Genomic DNA, 24,100 nt, shown 5'->3' with positions numbered 1-24,100 from the left:
GTGGCGCCGTATCGTTGCGCCCTGCCTTACCACCTGCGCCACGCAAAGCGCCGCAGGCAATAAGATCATGTCCGGGCGCTGCCTTGGGAATACTGCCTGCGGCGCGGCGACCTTGCCCTATGGCCGAACCCGAAGCGCCACGTAGACACTAAAGGGAGCGCGAGGGCGATGGCCCTCGTATTTCCTCTTCCTTCTACCGTTCCACCCCATCGAACACATCCTCGGTATCCTCCCGAGCGTGCTCGATCAGGTTCAGCACGATGGACCGCGCCGCCTCGCTGCGCCGCGCGGCAATCGCCCGGAACAACGCATCGTGGTCAGGCTTGGGATCGCGCCGCACATGGCGGTCGCGCTTGAACTCGGCGATATAGCTCACCGAGGCGCCTATCAGCGAGGCCAGCTGCGACAAGATCTCATTGTCCGCCGCATCGAGCAAAATCTGGTGGAACAGCTCATCCGCCGCCTGGCCCTCGGGGCTGTCATGCGGATGGCGGCCCATCACGTCGAGGGCATCGGCCATCTGCTCCAGATGCGCCTGCGTGCGGCGCTGCGCGGCCAGAGCAGCGGCGGCAGGCTCGACGATCATGCGCACATCGAACAGCGCCGTCAGGAATGTGTCGGTCGGCGCGTTCTTCAGCACCCAGCCCAGCACATCGGGGTCCAGCAGATTCCACTGGCGGCGGGGCAGCACGCGGGTGCCGGATTTGGGCCGGATCTCGACCAGATTCTTCGCCGCCAGCATGCGGATCGCCTCGCGGTAGGCGGGGCGCGAGATCTTCAGCGACTGGATCGCGGTCAGCTCGCTGGGCAGCATCTCGCCGGCGGCATAGCGGCCCTGCACAATGGCGATGCCCAGATCGCGCGCGACGGTGGTGTGCAGCAGATCAGCATTCTGGGTCGCATCCAGCCTGCGGCGTTCCTGTCCGTCATATGCCTCGTCCATGGGCGCATGTTGACGGTTTATGCGCCCTTGGCAAGACCGCTCAGGACGGGGTGGGCGCCGCGCCCTCCGCCGGTTTCACCTCGCTGACGCGCGGCGGCAGCTTGGCGGGCTTGTCCTTGCGGGGGCGGTGGTAATGCAGGCCTTCGATCTCAAGGCGGCGGCGCAGCATGTATTCCTCGCGGATGGCGGCATAAAAGTCCGCCGAGTTCTTGGCGCCCTCGATCCTTGCGCTGTTCTTCAGGCGACGGTCCATCGCGCCGAAGACCACCAGCGGCGCGCCATAGGCCGGGTTGCGCGCCAGACGGCCAAAGGTCAGCGGGATCACCAGCCGGTCCAGAATGTTGCCGAGCAGATCGCGAGGCGTGGTCGGCCCCACCACCGGCAGGAAGAGATAGGGGCCCGAATGCACGCCATAAAAGCCCATGGTGTCGGCAAAGCCGTTGGGGCGGCGCGGCAGATGGAAGGGCTTGCGCTTGGCGATGTCGAACAGGCCCGCCACCCCCAGCGTGGAGTTGACAATCAGGCGGCCGATGGTCTCCGCGCTCTTGCCCACGCGGTGCTGCAGCAGGAAGTTGATGGCGATATAGGGCTCGCGCAGGTTATGGACCATATTGTGGATGCCGTCGCGCGCGGGCTCGGGAATGATGCGCTCATAGGTGTTCGAGAGCGGCGCGACCACGGCGCGGTCCACCGCCTGCACCGCATCGAAGGAGACCTTGTTCACCTTTTCCAGCGGATCGTAACGCACATGGCGGTGGCCGGAGACGAGGATGTCATTGGCTTCATCCTGCGCATCCTGCTTCTTCACCTCGGGCAGGGCCGGGGGCGGCAGCATGTCGAAGAACTCGTCATCATACATGGTGTAGGCTGGTTCGGGCGGAACCACGGGCGCGGCGGGCGCATCCGTTTCCCCGCTTTCCGTGCAGGTGGCGCCGCAAGAAGGCGCTTGCGCGGAACTCGCGGGCGGCGCGGCCTGCACGGCCTCCGGAGCCGTTCCCGCAGGCGTCAACAGAGCAAAACCCAACCATGCTGAAAAACCAGCCGCCACAGCCATACAGAACCCCCCCGGGCGCGACCATGCCCCGGATCAAAAAGTCAAAAAAATGTATGGATGCCCCCACCCATTCCAGCGATTGTAACGATTTACACAGCTACGCCTAGTGGCTTTGCGACAATTTGCGACGGATCGCGTGAGCCGTCCCAATCGCGGACAGATCGGATGCAATCGGTTTCCGTGACCACATACGCATAAGTACCAATAAAGCTCTCATCCGGATGCGGACATAGATGAGGCACGCGATTTTACCAAGACAAAGAGAATCGCGATGCATCGCAGTACGATCAACCGAATCACGCTGCCGCACATGATATGATGCAACTTGTCACCCCCGTCGAAAAAACCTAATATCTCGCGCATCAGGAGACATATATTGCCCCTTGTTGCGCTGGATATGCTGGAATGGGTTCTTGCCCATCTCGACCAATCGGACATGCATATTGCCGCGGCCCATGTCGCCGCGGCCATCGATGTGGTGCGCGAGGAGATCGAGAGACTGGATTCCGCCGCGGGCGCAAAAGCCTGACCGCATCGAGCAGGCGTTAACCATCGTTCGTTCATCTTCGACCCGATTGGGGGTGCCGCTGGTCCGGCAGATGCGTTAAGGTTGCGCGGAGGGGCCGCGGCGCGGTCTTGGCAGCATGATGCCGGAGGACCGCTCGCCATGAACGATACGGCCACGAATGATACAGGCATGAACGGCCGGATCAGCCTCGACAGCCTGACCGCCAAGCAGTGCGAATGCCTGGAGCTTGTGCTGCATCACCTGACCTCGAAGCAGATCGCGCTGGAACTGGGCATCTCGCCCCATACGGTCAACCAGCGGCTGGACAGCGCGCGCCAGCGCCTTGGCGCGGCGACCCGGCATGAGGCCGCGATCCTGTATGCGAAGCTCAAGGGTGTACCCCAATCACTCGCATATCATACGCTGGGCGAAGGCGCGCCGGATCGACAAACCGCTGACGATCTCCATCATGTCAGCGATATGGCGCCACAGCCCATACCCGAACGGCTCGTATATGAACCGTTCATACTGGCGCAGCCGCAGAACAACCCGCTTACTGACCCTGCCCCGACAGAGGAACCCATGCTCACCTTCTCAGATGCCGCCGCCATGGCGCCTCGGGAAGCGCAGAAGGCCCCGATGTCGGCTTGGATGGGAACGGAGACGGCCCAACCGGAGATGATCCGGCGTCTGATCCACATCTTCGCGCTGGCTGCGGCGATCATGGTGATGATCCTTGTCGCAGTGGCCGCCGGAGAGGGACTGACAAGGATTTTCCACGGTCGCTGACCTTCGTTTCCCTGCACCTTCAGGGAGACCACATCATGACCATGACCATGTCCGCCGCCACCGCCCGCCTCGCCCGCCAGCTGCCCCAGGCCGAGCATGACATCGATCAGGCGCTGATGGCGCTGACCACCCTGCTCAATTCGATGGTCGCCGCGCGCAGCGCGGAGGGCGTGGCCCCCGGCACCGGCGAAATGGCGATCCAGCATGTCGGCAAAGCGATGGAAGGCCTGATCAGCGCCAGCGGCGAAGTGGCCAAGGCCCATGCCCGCCTGCGCAAGATCCATCAGGAAACCGGGCTGGCCGATGTCGGCGATTGCCCGTCCGGCGCCGCCACGCTGACCGAGACCGCGCGTCTGGCCGGCTGATCCGTCAAAGATCAACAAAGGAGGGCGGTTCGCGGTTCATTCCAGACGTGCATGGGTGATCCCTGCATGCCATGATATGATCCCATGCGAACCGTCCTTTACCTGATTCTATGGGGCCTGTGTTCCGGCTATGCCATCCTTGCCGGTGGCAGGCTGGAACGGCTCGGCGCGGCGATCTTTCTGTGGATCACCGCCGGATCGCTGCTGTTGCTGCTGCTGCCCTTCGTGACAGCGCATATGGACGTCAATCTGGGGGGCACCCTGATCGACGGGCTGGCCACGCCGGCCTGTTTCTATCTGGCCCTTTCCACCAGACGAAGTTGGACTTTATGGTTTTGCGCAGCGCAAGTCGTCGCTCTTCTGGGCCATATGGTGCATTACCTGCTGACGGGGGAGGCCGGGCTGGCCTATGGCATCATGACGCGGGTGCCGTCCTATATCCAGTGTTTCGCCCTGCTGGCGGGGACGATCTCCTTCCGGCATCTGCGCCCTGCCGGCAACCTCAAGAACAGTTCCTCTCGGCCCTGATCGCCAGCGCGCAGGCCGGTGACGACGACAGCCAGCCGCAGGCCACCGCCGATCATCTTCTGGGGCGTTATCACTCGCTGGCCGGGGTCTTTCACGCGCTGATCGACAGTCTCGACGCGCCCTACCCCGCCTCCTCGCTCAAGGCCGATCTGGCGCGACAGCTGATCGCTCTGGCCCGCAGCGAGGCCGCCCGCCCCCGCATCGACGGCAGCTTGTTCAGTTATCTGATCCAGACGCTGGGCCATCGCGCAGATGAAGCGCTGCTCGCCCTGTTTCTGGGGCCGGCAAACACCTGCATCGATGTCCAGATTCTGGCTTACGGCGGCGCGCATGAGGTTTCGCTGGGCACGCGGCGCCTGCTGCGCGCGGCTGTCCGCTGCGGGGCCACCGCCTTCATCCTCGCCCACAACCACCCGAGCGGGCAGCCGGAACCAAGCACCATGGATTATCAGGCAACCCGCTCCGCGCAGGAGGCGGCAAGAGCCATCGGCGTGGACCTTGTGGACCATCTGATCGTGGGCCGCGAGGCGATCTACAGCATGCGCCACGCGCAGAGAGTGGAAGGACACATCGTGGAAGGAGCGCGGCATGACTGACGCCGCCGACCGCATCACGCCGCAGCAGGCCCAAAAAGCGCGGGAGTTGCTGGCAAAGGCCTGCGCCCTGTCTGAGGGGATCGGCGTTATCGACCAGTCCCTGCGCCCGCTGAAGATCCTGCTGGAAGCCCTGTCCCCGCCTGCGGATACCGAGCCGACCGCCTTCTTCGGCGCTGCCCCCCAGCGCAGCGACATGGACCGGCGCTGGATCGCGATCCTCGCCAAGGAAGGCCTGATCGAGATCGACGCGCAGGGCCGCCTGCGCCTGCTGGACGAGGGCGCCCGCAGGATCGCCGCCGTGCTGTAACGCCGCCTTATCCCCGGTGTTCGGGGCGGATGGGCTGTGTTATGCGGCCTGAATGCTCAACCCCATGCTCACCATGCGCCAGATCGAGATGTTTCGCGCGGTGATGATCACCAAGACGGTGAGCGGCGGCGCCAAGCTGCTGGGCGCCTCCCAGCCGGGCATCAGCCGCATGCTGGCGCATATGGAAGACCATCTCGGCTTCCGCCTGTTCGACCGCACCAAGGGCCGCCTGATGCCGACCCATGAGGCACAGGTGCTGTTCGAGGATATCCAGCGCCTCTATGATGGCCTGGCCGGGCTGGATCACACGGTGCGCCGTCTGGCCAAGGGGGAGGACCGCATCTTTCGCGTCGGCGCCTCGCCCTCGCTGGGCCATTCGATCCTGCCCGCCATGCTGGCGCAGCTGACAGCCAGTTTTCCCGGGCTGACGCTGCAGTTCGATATTCTCTCGGTCGATCAGGCCTCGGGTTATCTGGCGACGCAACGCGGCGATTATGCGCTGACGCTGTTCCCCATCGACCATCCCAATGTGCTCTCGAACCGCATTTCAGCAGGAAGGCTGGTCTGCGCTGTGCCTGCCGACCATTCGCTGGCCGGGCGCGGGAAGATCACCGTGGAGGAGATCGCCGGGGACCAGATCCTGTCCTTCCCGCCCGATACGCCGCATGGCAATGCGATTGCCGCCATGTTCGCGCTGGCGGGCTGTACGCTGAAGGTGGCCAGCTATCTGCGCTTTGCCGAAACGGCGGTGGCCTTTGTGGCGCATGGCATGGGCGTGGCACTGGTCGACAGCTTCACCGCCATGCAGCCCCATGCCGAAACGGTGCGCTTTCTGGAGTTCGACCAGCCCGCCAGCCTGCCGGTCTATCTCAACCGCAATCTGGAGGCGCCCCGCGCGATCATCGGCGAAAGTTTTGAAGGGATCGCGCGCAAGGTGCTGCTGAAACTGCCCCGGGGTTAATCGATGGGATCGGCCGGGCGGAAGCGGGCCTGCGCCGCCAGCCTGACGCCCGCATTGGGCGCGCCATAGCCATTGTACCCCGCATCGCGCTGCAGGAACTCGAAGAAGAAGCGGCGGTCCACCGCGCGGCTGTACATCTGGTGGAAACGGTTGCCCGCCAGATCCTCGTCATAGAGCAGATGGGCCTGCTCCATCGCGGCCAATTGCGCCTCATCGAAGCCGAAACGGGCGCCCAGATCCTCGTAATAGTTGGCGGGGATCTCCAGCAGGGCCGCACCGCGCTCGCGCAGGGCCGCGCTGCTGGCGGCCAGATCGTCGCTGGCCAGCGCGACATGCTGGAAGCCGCCCGCCATGCCCCGCGCCAGAAAGCGCGAGGAGAGCGTTTCGCGCGCATCCGAGGCGTTGATCGTCACCCGGAAGGCGCCATCGGCGGATTGCAGCGCCTGGCTATGGACCAGCCCCGAGGGGTCGATCACATCCTGCTCGCTCAGCGCCTCGAGCCCGAAAAGCGCGCGCCAATAGAGCTGCCACGACAGGAACTCGTCATGATGCACCACGCTGGCCAGATGATCGACGCGGTTCACGGCCTGCGCGGAAGTGCCCTCACCCGCGCCGGGGAATTCGCGGTGCCACAGGGCCTCGGCATCATCGTCAGCGATCAGATAGAGCAGCGTGCCGCCCACCCCGCGCAGCGCCGGCATGGCCAGACGGCCCGGGCGCCCCTCGGGCGTGTAATGGCGGATGCCCAGCGCGGTGGCGCGGTCCAGCACCGCCTGCACATCGGCCACGCGCAGCCCGATGGCGCAGATCGAGGTGCCGAAGACCGTGCGATAGGTCTTGGCGAAACCCTTGGGCTCGGCATTGACCACCAGATTGACGCCGCCCTGCTGCCAGCGCGTCACCTTCTTGCTGCGGTGCTTGCCCGCCTTGGCAAAACCCAGGCTGGCGAAGGTTTCCTTCAGCGTTTCCGCCTCATCACCCTCGGCAGTAAATTCGATAAATTCGGTGCCCAGCACGGGTTGCGGCGCGGGCATGGTGGTGGGCTGGCCCAGCCTTGTCAGCGCCGCATCGCGCACATAGTCCAGCGAGCGATAGCCATCGGCGGCCACCAGCGCGGGGGAGCTGGAGCGGAAACGGTCGTTGAAGATTTCCAGCGAGAGCGGGCCCTTGTAACCGCTGCGCAGGATTTCCGCGACGAAACCCGCCACATCCAGCCCGCCCTGCCCCGGCAGATTGCGGAAATGGCGGCTCCAGTAGAGCAGATCCATCTCCAGCAGCGGCGCATCGGCCAGCTGGACATAGGTGATCTTCTCGCCGGGAATATCGGCGATGCTGGCATTGGGAATGCGGCGCGAGAGCGAATGGAAACTGTCGAGAATGATGCCGATGTTGGGATGATCGACGGCTTTCACCACCTCCCAGGCATCGCGGTGGTCATAGATATGGCGGCCCCAGGCCAGCGCCTCGTAACCCACCAGAATGCCGCGCTTGGCCGCCCTTTCGCCCAGCTCGGCGAAATCGTCGATGATGCGCTGGCGCTCGCCCAGCGAATGGGGCTGGCAGTTGGAGCAGAACAGAATGCGGTTGGTGTTGAGTTCGCCCATCAGGTCGAACTTGCGCTCGGCACGGTCGAGCGCGCGGGCGCGCAGGGCGCCGGGCATCCCCTCGAAATCGCGAAAGGGCTGGTAGAGATCGCAGGTGAGGCCCAGATCCTCCAGCATCTTGCGCACCTCTGTGGGCGACAGGCTGGAGCCGATCAGATCGGCCTCGAAGATCTCCACCCCGGCAAAGCCCGCGCCCGCCGCCGCCGCCAGCTTTTCCTGCAAGGTGCCCTTGAGCGAAACCGTGGCGATGGCATTGGACGACATGGCAAGACCCCTGCGGAATGGCTGACCCCGCGATTATGCGCCTGCCAGCGCAGCGGGGTAAGCCATCCTATATAGGTCGATCATACCATCATGTTATGGCCTGCCTACGCGCGATCACCGCCAGCCCAAAGCTGGGGCAACATGGGTCAGGATCGCCTCGATCAGATGGGCGTTGTAATCCACGCCAAGCTGGTTGGGCACGGTGAGCAGCAGCGTATCGGCCTCGGCAATGGCCTCGTCGCGGCGCAGTTCCTCGATCAGGCGATCGGGCTCGGCAGCGTAGGAGCGGCCAAACACCGCGCGCATGTTGTCGATCACGCCGATCTGGTCGCCGCTCTCGCCACGTCCGAAATAGGCGTGGTCCATCTCATTCACCAAGGCGAAGATCGAACGCGAGACGGACACGCGCGGCTCGCGCTGATGCCCGGCCTCCTTCCAAGCCTCGCGATAGAGGCGGATCTGTTTGGCCTGCTGGATATGAAAGGGCTCGCCGCTTTCATCGGCCTTCAGCGTGGAGCTTTGCAAATTCATGCCCTGCTGCGCCGCCCAGACCGCCGTGGCATTGTTGCCCGATCCCCACCAGATGCGATTCCTAAGCGTGGGCGAGAAAGGCTCCAGCCGCAGCAGCCCCGGCGGATTGGGGAACATCGGGCTGGGGTTGGGCTTGGCGAAACCCTCGCCCCTGAGCAAATCAAAGAACATCTGCCCATGGCGGCGGCCCATATCGGCATCGCTCTCACCCTCGGCAGGCTGATGCCCGAAGTGGCGCCAGCCATCGATCACCTGCTCGGGCGAGCCGCGACTGATGCCCAGCTGCAGCCTTTCCCCCGCGATCAGATCGGCGGCACCGGCATCCTCGGCCATATAGAAGGGGTTTTCATAGCGCATATCGATCACGCCCGTGCCGATCTCGATGCGGCTGGTCTTGGCCCCCACCGCCGCCAGCAACGGAAAGGGGGAGCCCAGCTGCCGCGCGAAATGATGCACGCGAAAATAGGCCCCATCGGCCCCCAGCTCCTCCGCCGCGACAGCCAGATCGATCGATTGCAACAGCACATCGCTGGCCGAGCGTGTCGCCGATCCGCGTTGATCCGACCAGTGACCGAAAGAGAGAAAACCGATCTTCTTCATAGCACGTCCTGCCAAGGGATAGAATGATTAATGCCCGCTTATCATTGTGATGGCGGCCTTGAAATTCAAGGATGGGGCCAGCACGCCATCCAATGATCCCGCATGAACAACGCCCCATCGCAAGCCGACAAGCCCCTGCCATGGTCCTGCTTGCCCCGCGCCCGGCCCCTTCCGATATGATGCGCCGCATACCTCAGAAGCCCCCCCTCTGATCCGGAGCCCCCCAAGATGGCCTATCCCAACACGCAACTTTTCATCGATGGCGTCTGGCAGGATGCCGCCGACGGGCGCACGCTGGCGGTGGACAATCCCGCCACCGGGCAGGAAATCGGCCGCGTCGCCCATGCCGGGAAGGCCGATCTCGACAAGGCGCTCGCCGCCGCCCAACGCGGTTTCGAAGTGTGGCGTGACTATACCCCCGCCGCCCGCAGCAAGATCCTGCGCAAGGCCGCCGCCCTGATGCGCGAGCGCGCCAATGACATCGCCGTGCTGCTGACGCAAGAACAGGGCAAGCCGCTGGTGGAAGCCAAGGGCGAGGCGCTGGCCGCCGGTGACATCATCGAATGGTTCGCCGAGGAAGGCTTCCGCGTCTATGGCCGCCTTGTCCCGCACCGCAGCGACATCTCGACGCGCCAGATGGTCATCAAGGACCCGGTGGGCCCGGTGGCGGCCTTCACGCCGTGGAACTTCCCGATCAATCAGGTGGTGCGCAAGATCTCCGCGGGTCTGGCGGCAGGCTGCTCGCTGATCGTCAAGGCGCCGGAAGAGACCCCGGCCAGCCCCGCCGCCCTCATCAAGGCGTTTCAGGACGCGGGCCTGCCCGAGGGCGTGCTGGGCCTCGTCTTCGGCAATCCCGCCGAGATTTCGGAATATCTGATCGCCAGCCCGATCATCCGCAAGATCACCTTCACCGGCTCGACCCCAGTGGGCAAGCTGCTGGCGGGTCTGGCGGGCCAGCATATGAAGCGCGTCTCGATGGAGCTGGGCGGCCATGCCCCGGTGATCGTGGCGGAAGACGCCGACATCGCCCTTGCCGTGCGCAGCGTTGGCACCGCCAAGTTCCGCAATGCCGGTCAGGTCTGCATCTCGCCCACGCGCTTCCTCGTCCACAACAGCGTGAAGGATGAGTTCGCCAAGTCGCTGGCCGCCTATGCGCAGGGCATCAAGGTGGGCGACGGCACGGCGGAGGGCACGCAGATGGGCCCGCTCGCCAATTCGCGTCGTCTGGCCGCCATGGCCGAATTCCAGCAGGATGCCGTCGAAAAGGGCGCCACCGTGCTGACGGGCGGCGCGCGCATCGGCGAGACGGGCAATTTCTGGCAGCCCACCGTGCTGACCGATGTGCCGCTGGAGGCCCGCCTGTTCAACGACGAGCCCTTCGGCCCGGTGGCGGGCATTCGCGGCTTCGACAAGCTGGAGGAGGCCATCAGCGAGGCCAACCGCCTGTCCTTCGGTCTGGCGGGCTATGCCTTCACCCGCTCGCTGGCCAATGCCGACCTGCTGACGCGGCGCGTCGAGGTGGGCATGCTGTGGGTCAACACGCCGGCCACCCCTTCGGCGGAACTCCCCTTCGGCGGCCTGAAGGATTCGGGCTACGGCACTGAGGGCGGGCCCGAGGCGCTGGACGCTTACCTCAACACGCGTGCGGTGGTGATCGCCAACGTGTAAGCGACTTGGCCTCCCCGGTGTTATGCCGGGGAGGCCTAAAGCTTATTCCATTTCCAGAATAACGGCATCCACCGCCAGACTGTCGCCCATCTTGGCGTTGACGGCCTTTACCACGCCCGATTTGCCGGCGCGCAGGATGTTCTCCATCTTCATCGCCTCGACCACGGCGAGCGGCTGACCGGCTTCCACGCGATCCCCCACGCTGGCTGAGAGCGAGACCAGCAGGCCGGGCATCGGGCAGATCAGGAATTTGGAGAGATCGGGCGGAATCTTTTCGATCATATGGGCGGCAAAACCGGCCAGACGCGCGGGCAGGATCTGCGCCTTGTGGATCGCCCCGCGCGTGGTGATGGTGAGCCCGCTGCGGGTCGGCTCGATCTTCACCGTCAGCGCTTCATCGCCGATTTCGGCATGGATCAACTTGTCGCCCGGCGTGTATTCCATCGCCAGATCGACGACTTCCCCATCGACGGTGATCTCATCCTCATCCACCGCGACGGCAAAACTCTGGCCGCCCAGCTTGACCTGCCAGTCGAGATCGGGCGTCAGCCTGCCATCCAGCTGCCCGGAAATCTCCAGCGCACGATCAGCCCGCGCCGTGGCGACAAACGCCGCAATCGCCGCCAGTTCGCGCAGCAATTCGTCCGACGCCGCCGCGCCATGGAAACCCTCGGGATATTCCTCGGCGATAAAGCCGGTGGTGAGTTCCCCGCTGCGGAAGCGCGGATGCTGCATGATGGCATTGACGAAATCGATGTTGTGGCCCAGCCCCTCGATCTCGAAAGCATCGAGCGCGGCGATCTGGCGGTCGGCGGCTTCATCGCGGGTGGCGCCCCATGTCACCAGCTTGGCGATCATGGGATCGTAGAACATCGAGACCTCGCCGCCTTCATAGACACCATCGTCCACGCGCACGCCCGCCACGCCGCGGCGGCCATTGGCCGCGCCATCGTCGGTCCAGCCTTCCACCGGCGGGCGATAGCGGCTGAGGCGCCCGGTGCTGGGCAGGAAGCCGCGATAGGGATCTTCGGCATAGACGCGGTTCTCGATGGCCCAGCCGTCGATGCCGATGTCATCCTGCGTGAAAGCCAGCTTCTCGCCCGCCGCGACGCGGATCATCTGCTCGACCAGATCGATGCCGGTGATCGCCTCGGTGACGGGGTGCTCCACCTGCAGGCGGGTGTTCATTTCGAGGAAGTAGAAGCTTTCGCCCGTGGGGTCCGCGCCCGAGACGATCAGTTCCACCGTGCCCGCGCTGTAATAGCCCACCGCGCGCGAGAGGGCGACGCATTGCTCACCCATGGCCTTGCGCATGGCAGGGCTGACGAAGGGCGACGGGGCCTCTTCCACCACCTTCTGATGGCGGCGCTGGATCGAGCATTCGCGCTCGTTGAGGTAAAGGATGTTGCCGTGCTGATCGCCCAGGATCTGGATCTCGATATGGCGCGGGTTGAGGATGAACTTCTCGATGAAGACGCGATCATCGCCGAAGGAGTTGAGGCCCTCGCGCTTCACCGCCTCGAAGCCCTCGCGCACGTCCTGCTCGCTGTAGGCCAGGCGCATGCCCTTGCCGCCGCCGCCGGCCGAGGCCTTCATCATCACCGGATAGCCGATCTCCGCCGAGATGCGCACGGCATGTTCGGTGTCCTCGATCTCGCCCACAAAGCCGGGGACGACATTGACGCCCGCCGCCTTGGCCAGCTTCTTGGACTCGATCTTGTCACCCATGGCGGCAATTGCGCCCACCGGCGGGCCGACAAAGGCGATGCCCTCGGCGGCCAGCGCCTCGGCAAAGCTGGTGCGTTCGGAGAGGAAGCCATAGCCGGGATGGACGGCATCGGCGCCGGTCTGCTTGCAGGCCGCGATGATCTTCTCGGCGATCAGATAGGACTGCGCGGCGGGCGACGGGCCGATATGCACGGCTTCATCCGCCATCTGCACGAAGGGCGCGCGGGCATCGGCATCGGAATAGACCGCCACGGTGGCGATCCCCATGGCGCGCGCCGTCTTGATGACGCGGCAGGCGATTTCACCACGGTTGGCGATCAGGATTTTCTTGAACATCGTTTCTCGTCCCAACTTCCGTGCTTTACGCCATCACCGCATCGACGGGCGGCATGTTATGACCCAACAGGCGCAGCATATCGGCGGCGCATTCCACCACATTGCTGCCCGGCCCATAGATGCCCTGCACCCCGGCATCGCGCAGCATATCGTAATCCTGCGGCGGGATGACCCCGCCCGCCACCACCTTGATGTCAGGCCGCCCGGCATCGCGCAGCAGGCGGATCAGCTCGGGGATCAGCGTCTTGTGCCCGGCGGCCAGAGAGCTGGCGCCCACCGCATCCACCTCATAGGCCAGCGCCAGATCGCAGGCTTCCTGAGGGGTCTGGAACAGCGGTCCGCTGGTCACGTCAAAGCCCATGTCGCTGAAGGCGCTGGCGATCACATTGGCGCCGCGATCATGACCGTCCTGCCCCATCTTCGCAACCAGCAGACGTGGCTTGCGCCCAAGGCGGCGACCGACAGCCTCCACGCCATCCAGCACTTGGCTGTAGCGATTGTCCTGCGCATAGGCCGCGCCATAAACACCCTTCACCGGCGTGGGCGTGGTGCCATAGCGATCGAACACCTCCTCCATCGCCGCGCTGATCTCGCCCAGCGTGGCGCGGTGGCGGGCGGCCTCAACGGCCAGTTCCAGCAGATTGCCTTCGCCCTTGGCTCCCTCGGTCAGAGCGGCCAAGGCAGCCTGGCAGGCCGCTTCATCGCGCGCGGCCTTGGTGGCCTTGAGGCGGGCGATCTGGGCATCGCGCACGGCGTGGTTGTCCACCTCCAGCGTTTCGATGCGGTCTTCCTGAGCCAGCCGGTATTTGTTGACGCCGACGATCACATCCTCGCCCTTGTCGACGCGCGCCTGACGGGCGGCGGCAGCCGTCTCGATCATCGCCTTGGGCCAGCCGGCGGCGACGGCCTGCGCCATGCCACCTTCCGCCTGCACCTTCTCGATGATGGCCCATGCCTCATCGACCAGAGATTGCGTCAACGATTCAATATAATAGCTGCCACCCAGCGGATCGACCACCTTGGTCATCCCGGTTTCTTCCTGCAGCACGATCTGGGTGTTGCGGGCGATGCGCGCGGAAAAATCAGTGGGCAGCGCGATGGCTTCGTCCAGCGCATTGGTGTGCAGGCTCTGCGTGCCGCCCAGCATGGCGGCCATGGCCTCCACCGTGGTGCGGATGACATTGTTGTAGGGATCCTGCTCCTGCAGGGAGACGCCGCTGGTCTGGCAATGGGTGCGCAGCATCTTGCTGCGCTCGTCCTTCGCGCCCAGCTGCGTCATGGCGCGGTGCCACAGCACGCGGGCGGCGCGCAGCTTGGCGATCTCCATAAAGAAGTTCATGCCGATGGCGAAAAAGAAGCTGAGGCGCCCGGCGAACTTGTCGATGTCGAGGCCACTCGCCACGCCATAGCGCACATAGTCCATGCCATCGGCGATGGTGAAGGCCAGTTCCTGCACCTGTGTCGCCCCGGCCTCCTGCATATGGTAGCCGGAGATCGAGATGGAGTTGAACTTGGGCATCTCGCGGCTGGTGTAGCCGAAGATGTCAGAGATGATCCGCATGCTGGGTTCGGGCGGGTAGATATAGGTGTTGCGGACCATGAACTCCTTCAGAATGTCATTCTGAATGGTGCCATCGAGCAGCTTGCGGTCAACGCCCTGCTCCTCGCCCGCGACGATGAAGAAGGCCAGGATCGGGATCACCGCGCCGTTCATCGTCATGGAAACCGACATCTCGCCCAGCGGAATGCCGTCGAAGAGGATCTTCATATCCTCGACGCTGTCGATCGCCACGCCCGCCTTGCCGACATCGCCCACCACGCGGGGATGGTCGGAATCATAGCCGCGATGGGTCGCCAGATCGAAGGCCACCGACAGACCCTTCTGCCCCGCCGCCAGATTGCGGCGGTAGAAAGCGTTGGATTCCTCGGCGGTGGAGAAGCCCGCATATTGCCGGATCGTCCAGGGGCGACCGGCATACATGCTGGCGCGCACGCCGCGCGTGAAAGGCGCAAAACCGGGCAGGCCGGGGTCGGCCGTTACATCATCGGCGGTGTAGAGCGGCTTGACGTCGATCCCTTCCGGCGTGTGCCAAGTCAGATCGCGGCCCTTGACCTCCTTGGCGGAGAGCTTTTCCCAGTCTTCCAGACCGGGGTTTTCAATGCTGCTCACGGGGTGTCTCCATGATTTCGGTCAGCTGGCCCAGCATGTCCTTGGGGTGCAGGAAGAAGATCGGCGTGCCATGCGCGCCGATCCGCGTGGGGCCGAGAATGCGCTTGCCCTGCCCTTCGAACCATGCGCGGGCAGCCTCAATATCGGCCACCTCATAGCACAGGTGGTGCTGGCCGCCTGCGGGGTTCTTGGCGATAAAGCTGGCGATGGGGCTATCCGCGCCCAAGGGCTCGATCAACTCGATCTGCGTGCCCGCGGTGCCATCCTGCCCCGGCGTGTTGACGAAAGCCACCTTCACGCCCTGCTCGGGCATATCGAAAGGCTGCGTGATCACCTCGGCACCCAGCACATCGCGATAATAGGCCATGGCGTCCTGCATCGACGGCACCGCCACGCCCACATGGTTCAAACGACCCAGCTTCATCGCAAGGCTCCCTTAAAGCGGAATGTTGTCGTGCTTCTTCCACGGGTTTTCCAGCGCCTTGCCACGCAGCTTGCGCAGCCCCAGCGCGATGCGGCGCCGGGTCGAGTGCGGATGGATCACCTCATCGATAAAGCCCTTGGAGGCAGCCACGAAGGGATTGGCGAAGCGGTCCTCGTAATCCTTGGTCTTCTGGGCGATTTCCTCGCCAGACAGGCCGCGGAAGATGATCTCCACCGCGCCCTTGGCGCCCATCACCGCGATTTCCGCCGTGGGCCAGGCATAGTTGAGATCGCCGCGCAGATGCTTGGAGGCCATCACGTCATAGGCGCCGCCATAGGCCTTGCGGGTGATGACGGTGATCTTGGGCACGGTCGCCTCGGCATAGGCGAAGAGCAGCTTGGCGCCATGCTTGATGATGCCATTGTGCTCCTGCGCCGTGCCGGGCAGGAAGCCGGGCACATCCACGAAGGTGACGATCGGAATGTCGAAAGCATCGCAGAAGCGCACGAAACGCGCGGCCTTCTTGGCGCTGTTGATGTCCAGCACGCCCGCCAGCACCATCGGCTGATTGGCCACCACGCCCACCGTGCGCCCCTCGATGCGGCCGAAACCGCAGAGGATGTTGGCGGCGTGGGCAGGCTGGATCTCGAAGAAATCGCCCTCATCCAGCACCTTGCGGATGACCTCATGCATATCATAGGGCTGCGCCGCGCTGGCCGGGATCAGCGTGTCGAGGCTGTCGTCGCGGCGGTCCCACGGATCGCTGGTGGGGCGCTCGGGCAGCGGCGCGCGGTTGGAGAGCGGCAGGTAATCGAAGAGTTCGCGCGTGGCGAGCAGCGCCTCGATGTCATTCTCCAGCGCCAGATCGGCCACACTGGTGCGGGTGGTGTGCGTGACGGCGCCGCCCAGCTCCTCCTGCGTGACGACCTCGTTGGTGACGGTCTTGACCACATCGGGCCCGGTCACGAACATGTAGGAGCTGTCCTTCACCATGAAGATGAAGTCGGTCATCGCCGGGCTGTAGACCGCGCCGCCCGCGCAGGGGCCCATGATGAGCGAGAGTTGCGGCACCACGCCGCTGGCCAGCACATTGCGCTGGAAGATTTCCGCATAGCCGCCAAGGCTGGCGACGCCTTCCTGAATGCGCGCGCCGCCGGAATCGTTCAACCCAATCACCGGCGCGCCGACCTTCAGCGCCATATCCATGATCTTGCAAATCTTCATGGCATGGCGTTCCGACACCGCGCCGCCGAAGACCGTGAAATCCTGGCTGAACACAAAGACGAGACGGCCATTGATCGTGCCGCTGCCGGTCACCACGCCATCGCCGGGAATATGGTTGTCGGCCATGCCGAAGTCGACGCAATTGTGCTCGACATACATGTCGACTTCCTCGAACGATCCTTCGTCGAGAAGGACCTTGAGGCGTTCACGCGCGGTCAGCTTGCCCTTGGCGTGCTGGGCATCGATGCGGCGCTGGCCACCGCCCATGCGCGCGGCGGCGCGGCGGGTTTCCATTTCGGCGACATTGGCGCTCATGCAAAGCTCTCCTGAGGTATTTTTCCTGCTTTCGCAGTCCTCCTCGGCGCTGTCCAATGCAATCTTGCTAATTTGCAATGCATGACTTAGCAAATTCCTCATGGAAACCTCCCCCGCCCAGCGCCGGCTTTACGCCGGCCCCTTCCTCAAAAACCTGCGAGCCGCCCATGGCTTGCGACAGGCCGAGATGGCCGCGCAGCTGTCCATCAGCCCACCCTATCTTTCGCAGCTGGAAAGCGACAGCCGCCCGCTCACCCCGCGCCTGATGGCCAGGCTGCGCACGCTCTACCCGCGCGATTGGGCCGACCGGACCGACACGCCGCAGGAACCGGTGATCGAAAGCCTGCTGGAGGCCACGCGCGATCCCGCCCTGCGTGAGGCCCTGCCGGAAGATCAGATCGAGCGCATTGCCCAGCAGCACCCCGCCTTTGCCGCACAATTCGCCCAGCTTTACCGGCTCTATCGCTCCAATGCGCAAAGGCTGGAGGCGGTGGATGAGGCGCTGGGCTCGGACATGCTCTCGGGCGGGCGCCTGCCATGGGAGGAGGTGCGCGACTGGTTCAACCGCGCCGACAATTACAACCATCTGATCGACACCGGCGCCGAGGCGATTGGCCTGAGCCTTGCCGATGGCGCCCCCTCGCCCGATACGGCGCGGCTTTCCGAGTGGTTCACGCAGCGCGGCATCAGCCTGCGCTTCGATGCCACCTCGCTGATGCGCAGCTATGACGAGAGCGGCAAGCAGCTGGTGCTGAACGCCAACCAGCCGATGGAGAGCCTGCGCTTCCAGATGGCGTTCCAGATTTGCGCCATCGCTCTGGCGCGGGAAATCCGCGAGACGGTCGAGGCTTCGGACCTCACCATGCAGACCGCGCGCCATTTGCTGACGGTGGGCCTCACCAATTATGCGGCGGGGGCGCTGCTGATGCCCTATCGCGGCTTTCGCGATGCGGCGCGGCGGCTGCGCCATGATGTCGACCGGCTGCGGCAGATCTTCAGCGTCAGCTTCGAGCAGGCCTGCCATCGGCTTTCCACCCTGCAGCGCCCCCATGCGCGGGGCACGCCGGTGTTCTTCTGCAAGATCGATATGGGCGGCAACATCACCAAGCGGCACGCCGCCAATGGCCTGCAGCTGGCGCGCTTTTCCGGCGCCTGCCCCTTGTGGATCGCCCATGAGGCCGTGACCGTGCCCGAGCGCATCCATCTGCAACTGGCCGATATGGCGGAGGGTGGGCGCTATGTCTTTCTGGCGCGCGGGCAGTTGAAGCCCTCGGACAGCTATTTCCTGCCGCCGCGCCGCCATGCTCTGGTGCTGGGCTGGGAGACCTCTCTGGCCAGCGATTTCGTCTATGCCGATACGCTGAACATGGGCTGCGAGGAGGCCTTCACCAAAATCGGCGTCTCTTGCCGCATCTGTCCTCGCATGGATTGCCATCAGCGCGCCTATCCGCCCAATGAGAAGCAGATTTCCATCGATACACGGCGGCGCGGCCCCATCCCCTACGATATTTGTGAGTAGGCCATCAGGGCGGGGATGCCGTTCCAGACATCCCCGCCCTGCCTGTCACCCGGCCTTCACCTGCGCGCGCCACGCATGGAGCAGCGGCTCGGTGTAGCCATTGGGCTGGGTCACGCCCTCGAACACCAGCGCGCGGGCGGCGAGGAAGGCGGGGCTGCTGCCCTCCTGCCCGCTCATCGGCTGATAGAGCGGATCGCCCGCATTCTGACCGTCCACCTTGGCGGCCATGCGGCGCAGGGCGCCCTCCACCTCACTGGCGCTGGCCACGCCATGCAGCATCCAGTTGGCCAGATGCTGCGAGGAAATGCGCAAGGTCGCACGATCCTCCATCAGGCCCACGTCATGGATATCGGGCACCTTGGAGCAGCCGATGCCCTGATCGACCCAGCGCACCACATAGCCCAGAATGCCCTGAGCGTTGTTGTCCAGCTCCTCGCGGATTTCCTCGGGTGACCAGTTGTGGCCGGACGCCAGCGGCACCATCAGCAGCTTGCCCAAAGGCACCACCGGCTCGGCCTTGCGCGCGGCCTGACGCACGGGGACATGGACCAGATGGTAATGCGTGGCATGCAAAGTCGCCGCCGTGGGCGACGGCACCCAGGCCGTGCTGGCCCCCGCCTTGGGATGGGCGATCTTCTGCTCCAGCATATCGGCCATGCGGTCGGGCGCGGCCCACATGCCCTTGCCGATCTGCGCCTTGCCCGACAGGCCACAGGCCAGACCGATCTGGACATTACGGTCCTCATAGGCGGCGATCCATTCCGCCGCCTTCATCTCGGCCTTGCGCAGCATCGGCCCGGCGCGCATCGAGGTGTGGATCTCGTCGCCCGTGCGGTCGAGGAAGCCGGTGTTGATGAAGACCACGCGGTGCCGCACCGCATGGATGCAGGCCGCCAGATTGGCCGAGGTGCGGCGCTCCTCATCCATCACGCCGATCTTGATCGTGTGGCGGGCAAGGCCCAGCGTGTCCTCGATGGCATCGAACAAGCGGTCGGAGAAATCGACCTCCTCGGGCCCGTGCATCTTGGGTTTGACGATGTAGATCGAACCCTCGCGGCTGTTGCGGAACCGCCCGTTGCCGCGCAGATCGTGCAGGGCGATCAGGCTGGTGACGATGCCATCGAGAATGCCCTCGGGCGCGTCGTCGCCATCGGCCAGCTTCACGGCGGGGGTTTTCATCAGATGGCCGACATTGCGCACGAACATCAGGCTGCGGCCCGGCAGCACGATGTCCGTGCCATCGGGGGCGGCATAGCTGCGATCCGTATTGAGGCTGCGGGTGACGGTCTGGCCGCCCTTCTCGAAGCTCTCTTCCAGATCGCCTTTCATCAGGCCGAGCCAGTTGGCATAGGCCGCAACCTTGTCCGAAGCATCGACCGCCGCGATGGAATCCTCCAGATCAACGATGGTGGTCAGCGCCGATTCCAGAATGACATCGGCGATATGCGCCGGATCGTCGCGCCCGATGGGATGGGTGGGATCGATCACGATCTCGATATGCAGCCCGTGGTTGGAAAGCAGAATGCGCCGCGCATCCTGCGCCACCCATTGCCCGGGATTGGCCAGCGGCAGCACGCCACCCTTCCACTGCGCCCATGAGCCATGCGCCAGCGGCACGACCTTGTCGAGGAAGGCCTTGGCATAGGCGATCACCTGCGCGCCGCGTGCGGCATCGAAACCCTTGCCCTCTGGCGTGCCAGGGATCGCATCGGTGCCGTAAAGCGCATCGTAGAGGCTACCCCAGCGCGCATTGGCGGCATTGAGCGCAAAGCGGGCGTTGAGCGCGGGCACCACCAGCTGGGGGCCGGAGCGCAGCGCCACCTCCTCATCCACATGGCGCGGATCGACCGAAAAAGGTGCGGGTTCAGGCACCAGATAGCCGATCTCACGCAAGAAGGCCTGATAGGTCTCGCCATCGATGGTCTGGCCGTGGTGCTGTTCGTGCCAGCTGTCGATCTGCTGCTGCAAGCGGTCGCGCTTGAGGAGCAGAGCCTCATTCTCGGGCGCGAAACGGCCGAAAATGCCCGCCACGCCATACCAGAAGGGCTGAGGCTCGATCCCCGTGCCGGGGAGCACGCGCTCCTCGATGAAGCGGGCCAGCGGCTCGGCAACCGACAGGCCGGCGCGGTTGGTGTATCCTGTCATGGTCATCTCTCACATGTTTAGAGCGACTGGAGCGGCTGATCCTAAACGATGGGACCAACCGCTCCAGCCCTTTTGTTCTGCCGGGTCTTTCAGGTCACCGAGCCTTATGCCCGGCCCCGTCAACTTATAGACGTCAGCCGCTTAGCGCAGCCGACCCAGACGGTGGTACAGATGGCTGTAGGCCTGCGATTCCGGGCTGTCCTCCACCTGATGGATATAGGCCAGCACCGCGGTGCGCAGCAGCTTGAAGTCGGCGGTCGAGAAGATCGGGCGCGCCGGGGTGGGTTCGGTGCGTTCTGCGGTTGGCTCAATGGTCTGAACGGTCATGATACTTCTCCTTTCTTCGGTTTCGGCCTGATCCTCAGGCGAACTGGTTCATCGTGTTGTGGACGCCGCCGGCCTTCAGCGCGGCCTCGCCAGCGAAGGCTTCCTTGTGATCGTCACCGATGTCGGAGCCCGACATGTTCTGGTGGCGCACGCAGGCGATGCCCTCGCGGATTTCCTTGCGCTGCACGCCGGCAACGTAGCCCAGCATCCCGGCCTCGCCGAAGTATTCCCGCGCCAGATTGTCGGTCGAGAGGGCGGCGGTGTGATAGGTCGGCAGGGTGATGAGGTGGTGGAAGATCCCCGCGCGCCTGGCGGCATCGCGCTGGAAGGTGCGGATGCGGTCATCGGCCTCATGCGCCAGATCGGTGCTGTCATAGACCACGCTCATCAGCGCGGCGCGATCATAGGCCGACACATCCTTGCCCGCCTCCTTCCAGGCATCGAAGACCTGCTGGCGGAAGTTGAGCGTCCAGTTGAAGCTGGGCGAATTGTTGTAGACCAGCTTGGCATTGGGGATGACCTCGCGGATGCGGTCCACCATCGATGCGATCTGCTCGATATGCGGCTTCTCGGTCTCGATCCACAGCAGGTCCGCGCCGTTCTGCAGCGAAGTGATGCAGTCGAGCACGCAGCGGTCCGCGCCCGTTCCCGTGCGGAACTGATAGAGGTTCGAGGGCAGGCGCTTGGGGCGCATCAGCTTGCCGTCGCGCTCGATCAGCACGTCGCCGCGCAGGCCCTTGAGGTCCGTGACTTCATCGCAATCGAGGAAGCCGTTGTAGAGATCGCCCAGATCGCCCGCCTCGCGGCTGAAGGCGATCTGCTTGGTGAGGCCCGCGCCCAGCGAGTCGGTGCGCGCCACGATGATGCCATCTTCCACGCCCAGTTCGAGGAAGGCGTAGCGGCAGGCGCGGATCTTGGCGATGAAGTCCTCATGCGGCACGGTGACCTTGCCGTCCTGATGGCCGCACTGCTTTTCGTCCGAGACCTGATTTTCAATCTGGAGCGCGCAGGCCCCCGCCTCGATCATCTTCTTGGCCAGCAGATAGGTCGCCTCGGCATTGCCGAAACCGGCGTCGATGTCGGCGATGATCGGCACCACATGAGTCTGGTGGTTGTCGATCTGGGCCTGAATCTCCGCTTCTTTCGCCGTACCGCGCGCCTTGTCGAGATCGCGGAACAGCAGACCCAACTCGCGGGCATCGGCCTGACGCAGGAAGGTATACAGCTCCTCGATCAGCGCGGGCACGCTGGTCTTCTCATGCATCGACTGGTCGGGCAGCGGGCCGAAGTCCGAGCGCAGCGCAGCGACCATCCAGCCCGAGAGATAGAGGTACTTGCCCTTGGTCGTGCCGAAATGCTTCTTGATGCTGATCAGCTTCTGCTGGCCGATGAAACCGTGCCAGCAGCCCAGCGACTGGGTGTAGTTCGCCGGATCGGCATCATAGGCCGCCATGTCCTGGCGCATGATCTTCGCGGTGTAGCGCGCAATATCGAGGCCAGTGTGGAAGCGGTTCTGCAGGCGCATGCGCGTCACGGCCTCAGCCGCGATGCCGTTCCAGGCCGAGCCCTGAGCGTCGATCGTGCGATCGGCATCGTTGAGGAGAGTCTGATAGGTCATGGGTCAAGCATCCTGTTGTCTGTCGTTGCAGTGGGGATGCCCGTCAGATGGCCCCCTTTGCTGCAGTGCGACAGGGCTAAGGATGACAAGGAGACATGATCTGACTTGTCACGTTAGTCATAGTGTGACAATCTGACAGATATGAGCACCAACCCCGATCGCAAGCTGTATCTTGGCCCCCGCCTGCGCATGCTGCGGCGCGAACTGGGGCTGAACCAGACCGAAATGGCCGAGGAATTGGGCGTCTCCCCCAGCTATCTCAACCATCTGGAGCGCAACCAGCGCCCGCTGACGGCGCAGATGCTGCTGCGTCTGGCCAGCACCTATGATGTCGATCTGCGCAGCTTCACCGCCGCCGCCAATGAGGCCGCCAGCAGCGATCTGCATGAAATCTTCGCCGATGCGCTGGTGCGTGACATCGGCGTGCCGCGTCAGGAAGTGCTTGAAGTGGCGGAAAACTACCCCGCCATCGCCGAGGCCATAGGCCGCTTCTACCGCGCCTTGAGCGACTTGCGCGATGTGCCCAAGCGGGTGGAATCCGCCGGAGCCATGGGCACCAAGGTCTCCTCCGCCGTGGCGTGGCTGCGCGACTGGCTCTATGCGCGCCGCAACTATTTCCACGAGATCGACATGGAGGCCGAAGCCCTCTCCGAGGTGCTGGGCGATCACGCCGATGCACGGCGCGAGGGCATGATCCAGCGCCTGAAGGAGCGCTATGACATCTCCGTGCGCATCGTGACTCAGGATCAGATGCCCGATGCCAACCGCCATTATGACGCGCACCGCCGCCGCCTGATGCTGGCCGAAAGCCTGCCCCCGCATGACCGGCTTTTCGGTCTGGCCGAAAGGCTGGCCGCCACCGAGATGCGCCGCGTGCTGGCCGCCGCGCTGGATGCGGCGCAGGCTCCGGATGCCGAGGCGGCGCTGCTCACCAAGCGCTTTCTGGCCAATTATGCCGCCGCCGCGATCATCATGCCCTATGGCAAGTTTCAGAGTTCAGCCGAGGGCAGCCTCTATGACATGGACCTGCTGATGGCGCGCTTCGGCGTTTCTTACGAGCAGGCCGCCCATCGCCTCACCACGCTGGACCGGCAGGGCGCGCGGGGCGTGCCGCTGTTTCTGCTGAAGCTGGATGCCTCGGGCAATGTCGCCAAGCGCTATGGCAGCGAAACGATCCCCCTCGCGCGTTTTGGCGGCGGCTGCCCGCGCTGGCGCATCCATCGCGCGTTACGGCGCATGGGCGAGACCATCGTCGATCATGTCGAAATGCCCGATGAAGCAGCCTATCTCACCTGGGCCCGCGCCCTCCCCCAGCCCCATGGCCGCGAGCCCGTGGTGATCGTGCTGGGCTGCGAGGCACGCCATGCCAGCCGCATCGCGCTTGGCGCGCAGAGCGCCACGGTCACCCCCATCGGCCCGGCCTGCCATCTGTGCGAGCGGGCCGATTGCATGGACCGATCCCTGCCGCCGATCACCCGCGCGCTGGATTTCCACCAGATGCGGCAATCGCGCGCGCCCTATCCGTTCAGATCGACCTGACCGGATAAGGGGCGCGATCCCCAATCACATATTGGGG

Annotated in this window: 21 protein-coding genes; 10 read left to right on the top strand and 11 right to left on the bottom strand. The window is 64.6% G+C overall.

Features of this window, described 5'->3' with window-relative positions:
* Window positions 1-193: 193 nt before the first annotated feature.
* On the bottom strand, window positions 194-943 hold the full coding sequence (locus SR3_RS17880) for a FadR/GntR family transcriptional regulator (protein WP_068089282.1): 750 nt from the start codon (window positions 941-943) through the stop codon (window positions 194-196).
* Window positions 944-983: 40 nt separating this feature from the next.
* Window positions 984-1,997 carry an MlaA family lipoprotein gene (locus SR3_RS17875; protein ID WP_068089279.1) on the bottom strand — a complete coding sequence of 338 codons (1,014 nt, stop codon included), beginning with the start codon at window positions 1,995-1,997 and terminating at the stop codon, window positions 984-986.
* A 376-nt stretch (window positions 1,998-2,373) separates the two neighbouring features.
* On the opposite strand from SR3_RS17875, the gene SR3_RS31395 reads away from it, so the two are divergent.
* The 7 genes from SR3_RS31395 (at window position 2,374) to SR3_RS17845 (ending at window position 6,051) form a co-directional block, all read left to right on the top strand.
* Window positions 2,374-2,526: a hypothetical protein gene (locus SR3_RS31395; protein WP_157098933.1), complete on the top strand. Its 153-nt coding sequence runs from the start codon at window positions 2,374-2,376 to the stop codon at window positions 2,524-2,526.
* Window positions 2,527-2,664: 138 nt separating this feature from the next.
* Window positions 2,665-3,294, top strand: a complete 630-nt coding sequence (locus SR3_RS17870; RefSeq protein WP_068089276.1) for a helix-turn-helix domain-containing protein — start codon at window positions 2,665-2,667, stop codon at window positions 3,292-3,294.
* A 35-nt stretch (window positions 3,295-3,329) separates the two neighbouring features.
* The gene (locus SR3_RS17865) at window positions 3,330-3,659 is read left to right on the top strand and encodes a hypothetical protein (protein WP_068089273.1); all 330 of its coding nucleotides are present in this window, start codon (window positions 3,330-3,332) and stop codon (window positions 3,657-3,659) included.
* Window positions 3,660-3,743: 84 nt separating this feature from the next.
* On the top strand, window positions 3,744-4,187 hold the full coding sequence (locus tag SR3_RS31890) for a hypothetical protein (protein WP_068089270.1): 444 nt from the start codon (window positions 3,744-3,746) through the stop codon (window positions 4,185-4,187).
* Window positions 4,103-4,783, top strand: coding sequence for a JAB domain-containing protein (locus SR3_RS17855; protein ID WP_068089267.1), 681 nt, complete (start codon window positions 4,103-4,105; stop codon window positions 4,781-4,783). Before SR3_RS31890 ends, SR3_RS17855 begins: the two co-directional genes overlap by 85 nt.
* Entirely contained in the window at window positions 4,776-5,090 is a 315-nt protein-coding gene (locus SR3_RS17850) for a hypothetical protein (RefSeq protein WP_068089264.1), read from the top strand. The genes SR3_RS17855 and SR3_RS17850 overlap by 8 nt, the downstream gene beginning before the upstream one ends.
* A 52-nt stretch (window positions 5,091-5,142) precedes the next feature.
* Window positions 5,143-6,051, top strand: a complete 909-nt coding sequence (locus tag SR3_RS17845) for a LysR family transcriptional regulator (RefSeq protein ID WP_245653971.1) — start codon at window positions 5,143-5,145, stop codon at window positions 6,049-6,051.
* Here the strand turns inward: SR3_RS17845 and SR3_RS17840 are convergent.
* Together SR3_RS17840 and SR3_RS17835 are read right to left on the bottom strand one after the other, a co-directional pair.
* A complete protein-coding gene (locus SR3_RS17840) occupies window positions 6,048-7,919 on the bottom strand; it encodes a bifunctional sugar phosphate isomerase/epimerase/4-hydroxyphenylpyruvate dioxygenase family protein (RefSeq protein ID WP_068089261.1) in 1,872 nt (623 codons plus the stop codon). The two genes, SR3_RS17845 and SR3_RS17840, sit on opposite strands and share 4 nt — an antisense overlap.
* A gap of 114 nt (window positions 7,920-8,033) precedes the next feature.
* Window positions 8,034-9,050, bottom strand: coding sequence for an LLM class flavin-dependent oxidoreductase (locus SR3_RS17835; protein ID WP_068089258.1), 1,017 nt, complete (start codon window positions 9,048-9,050; stop codon window positions 8,034-8,036).
* A gap of 228 nt (window positions 9,051-9,278) precedes the next feature.
* Here SR3_RS17835 and SR3_RS17830 point away from each other — a divergent pair, with 228 nt between their 5' ends.
* Window positions 9,279-10,718 (top strand): NAD-dependent succinate-semialdehyde dehydrogenase, encoded by a 1,440-nt coding sequence (locus tag SR3_RS17830; RefSeq protein ID WP_068089254.1) that lies wholly within the window; start codon window positions 9,279-9,281, stop codon window positions 10,716-10,718.
* 42 nt (window positions 10,719-10,760) lie between these two features.
* On the opposite strand, the gene SR3_RS17825 is transcribed toward SR3_RS17830, so the two are convergent.
* From SR3_RS17825 to SR3_RS17810, 4 genes are read right to left on the bottom strand one after another with little or no spacing between them, the layout of a single operon-like run.
* Window positions 10,761-12,782, bottom strand: coding sequence for an acetyl-CoA carboxylase biotin carboxylase subunit (locus SR3_RS17825; RefSeq protein ID WP_068089251.1), 2,022 nt, complete (start codon window positions 12,780-12,782; stop codon window positions 10,761-10,763).
* A 25-nt stretch (window positions 12,783-12,807) separates the two neighbouring features.
* On the bottom strand, window positions 12,808-14,943 hold the full coding sequence (scpA, locus tag SR3_RS17820; RefSeq protein WP_068089288.1) for a methylmalonyl-CoA mutase: 2,136 nt from the start codon (window positions 14,941-14,943) through the stop codon (window positions 12,808-12,810).
* On the bottom strand, window positions 14,939-15,376 hold the full coding sequence (mce, locus tag SR3_RS17815; protein ID WP_068089248.1) for a methylmalonyl-CoA epimerase: 438 nt from the start codon (window positions 15,374-15,376) through the stop codon (window positions 14,939-14,941). Before mce ends, scpA begins: the two co-directional genes overlap by 5 nt.
* A gap of 12 nt (window positions 15,377-15,388) precedes the next feature.
* Window positions 15,389-16,915, bottom strand: a complete 1,527-nt coding sequence (locus SR3_RS17810; RefSeq protein WP_068089245.1) for an acyl-CoA carboxylase subunit beta — start codon at window positions 16,913-16,915, stop codon at window positions 15,389-15,391.
* Window positions 16,916-17,015: 100 nt separating this feature from the next.
* Here SR3_RS17810 and SR3_RS17805 point away from each other — a divergent pair, with 100 nt between their 5' ends.
* Window positions 17,016-18,434: a helix-turn-helix domain-containing protein gene (locus SR3_RS17805; protein WP_068089241.1), complete on the top strand. Its 1,419-nt coding sequence runs from the start codon at window positions 17,016-17,018 to the stop codon at window positions 18,432-18,434.
* A gap of 45 nt (window positions 18,435-18,479) precedes the next feature.
* On the opposite strand, the gene SR3_RS17800 is transcribed toward SR3_RS17805, so the two are convergent.
* The 3 genes from SR3_RS17800 to SR3_RS17790 form a co-directional block, all read right to left on the bottom strand.
* Window positions 18,480-20,579: a malate synthase G gene (locus SR3_RS17800; RefSeq protein ID WP_068089284.1), complete on the bottom strand. Its 2,100-nt coding sequence runs from the start codon at window positions 20,577-20,579 to the stop codon at window positions 18,480-18,482.
* Window positions 20,580-20,720: 141 nt separating this feature from the next.
* Window positions 20,721-20,906, bottom strand: coding sequence for a hypothetical protein (locus SR3_RS17795; protein ID WP_068089237.1), 186 nt, complete (start codon window positions 20,904-20,906; stop codon window positions 20,721-20,723).
* Between the two features lie 34 nt (window positions 20,907-20,940).
* The gene (locus tag SR3_RS17790) at window positions 20,941-22,524 is read right to left on the bottom strand and encodes an isocitrate lyase (protein WP_068089234.1); all 1,584 of its coding nucleotides are present in this window, start codon (window positions 22,522-22,524) and stop codon (window positions 20,941-20,943) included.
* Between the two features lie 141 nt (window positions 22,525-22,665).
* On the opposite strand from SR3_RS17790, the gene SR3_RS17785 reads away from it, so the two are divergent.
* Window positions 22,666-24,063: a helix-turn-helix domain-containing protein gene (locus SR3_RS17785; protein ID WP_068089231.1), complete on the top strand. Its 1,398-nt coding sequence runs from the start codon at window positions 22,666-22,668 to the stop codon at window positions 24,061-24,063.
* Window positions 24,064-24,100: the final 37 nt, after the last annotated feature.

The sequence above is a fragment of the Novosphingobium rosa NBRC 15208 genome (assembly GCF_001598555.1).
Classification (GTDB): Bacteria; Pseudomonadota; Alphaproteobacteria; order Sphingomonadales; family Sphingomonadaceae; genus Novosphingobium; species Novosphingobium rosa.
The sequence above is the reverse complement of the archived record's forward strand: the minus strand, read 5'-3'. Positions and strand labels throughout refer to the sequence as shown.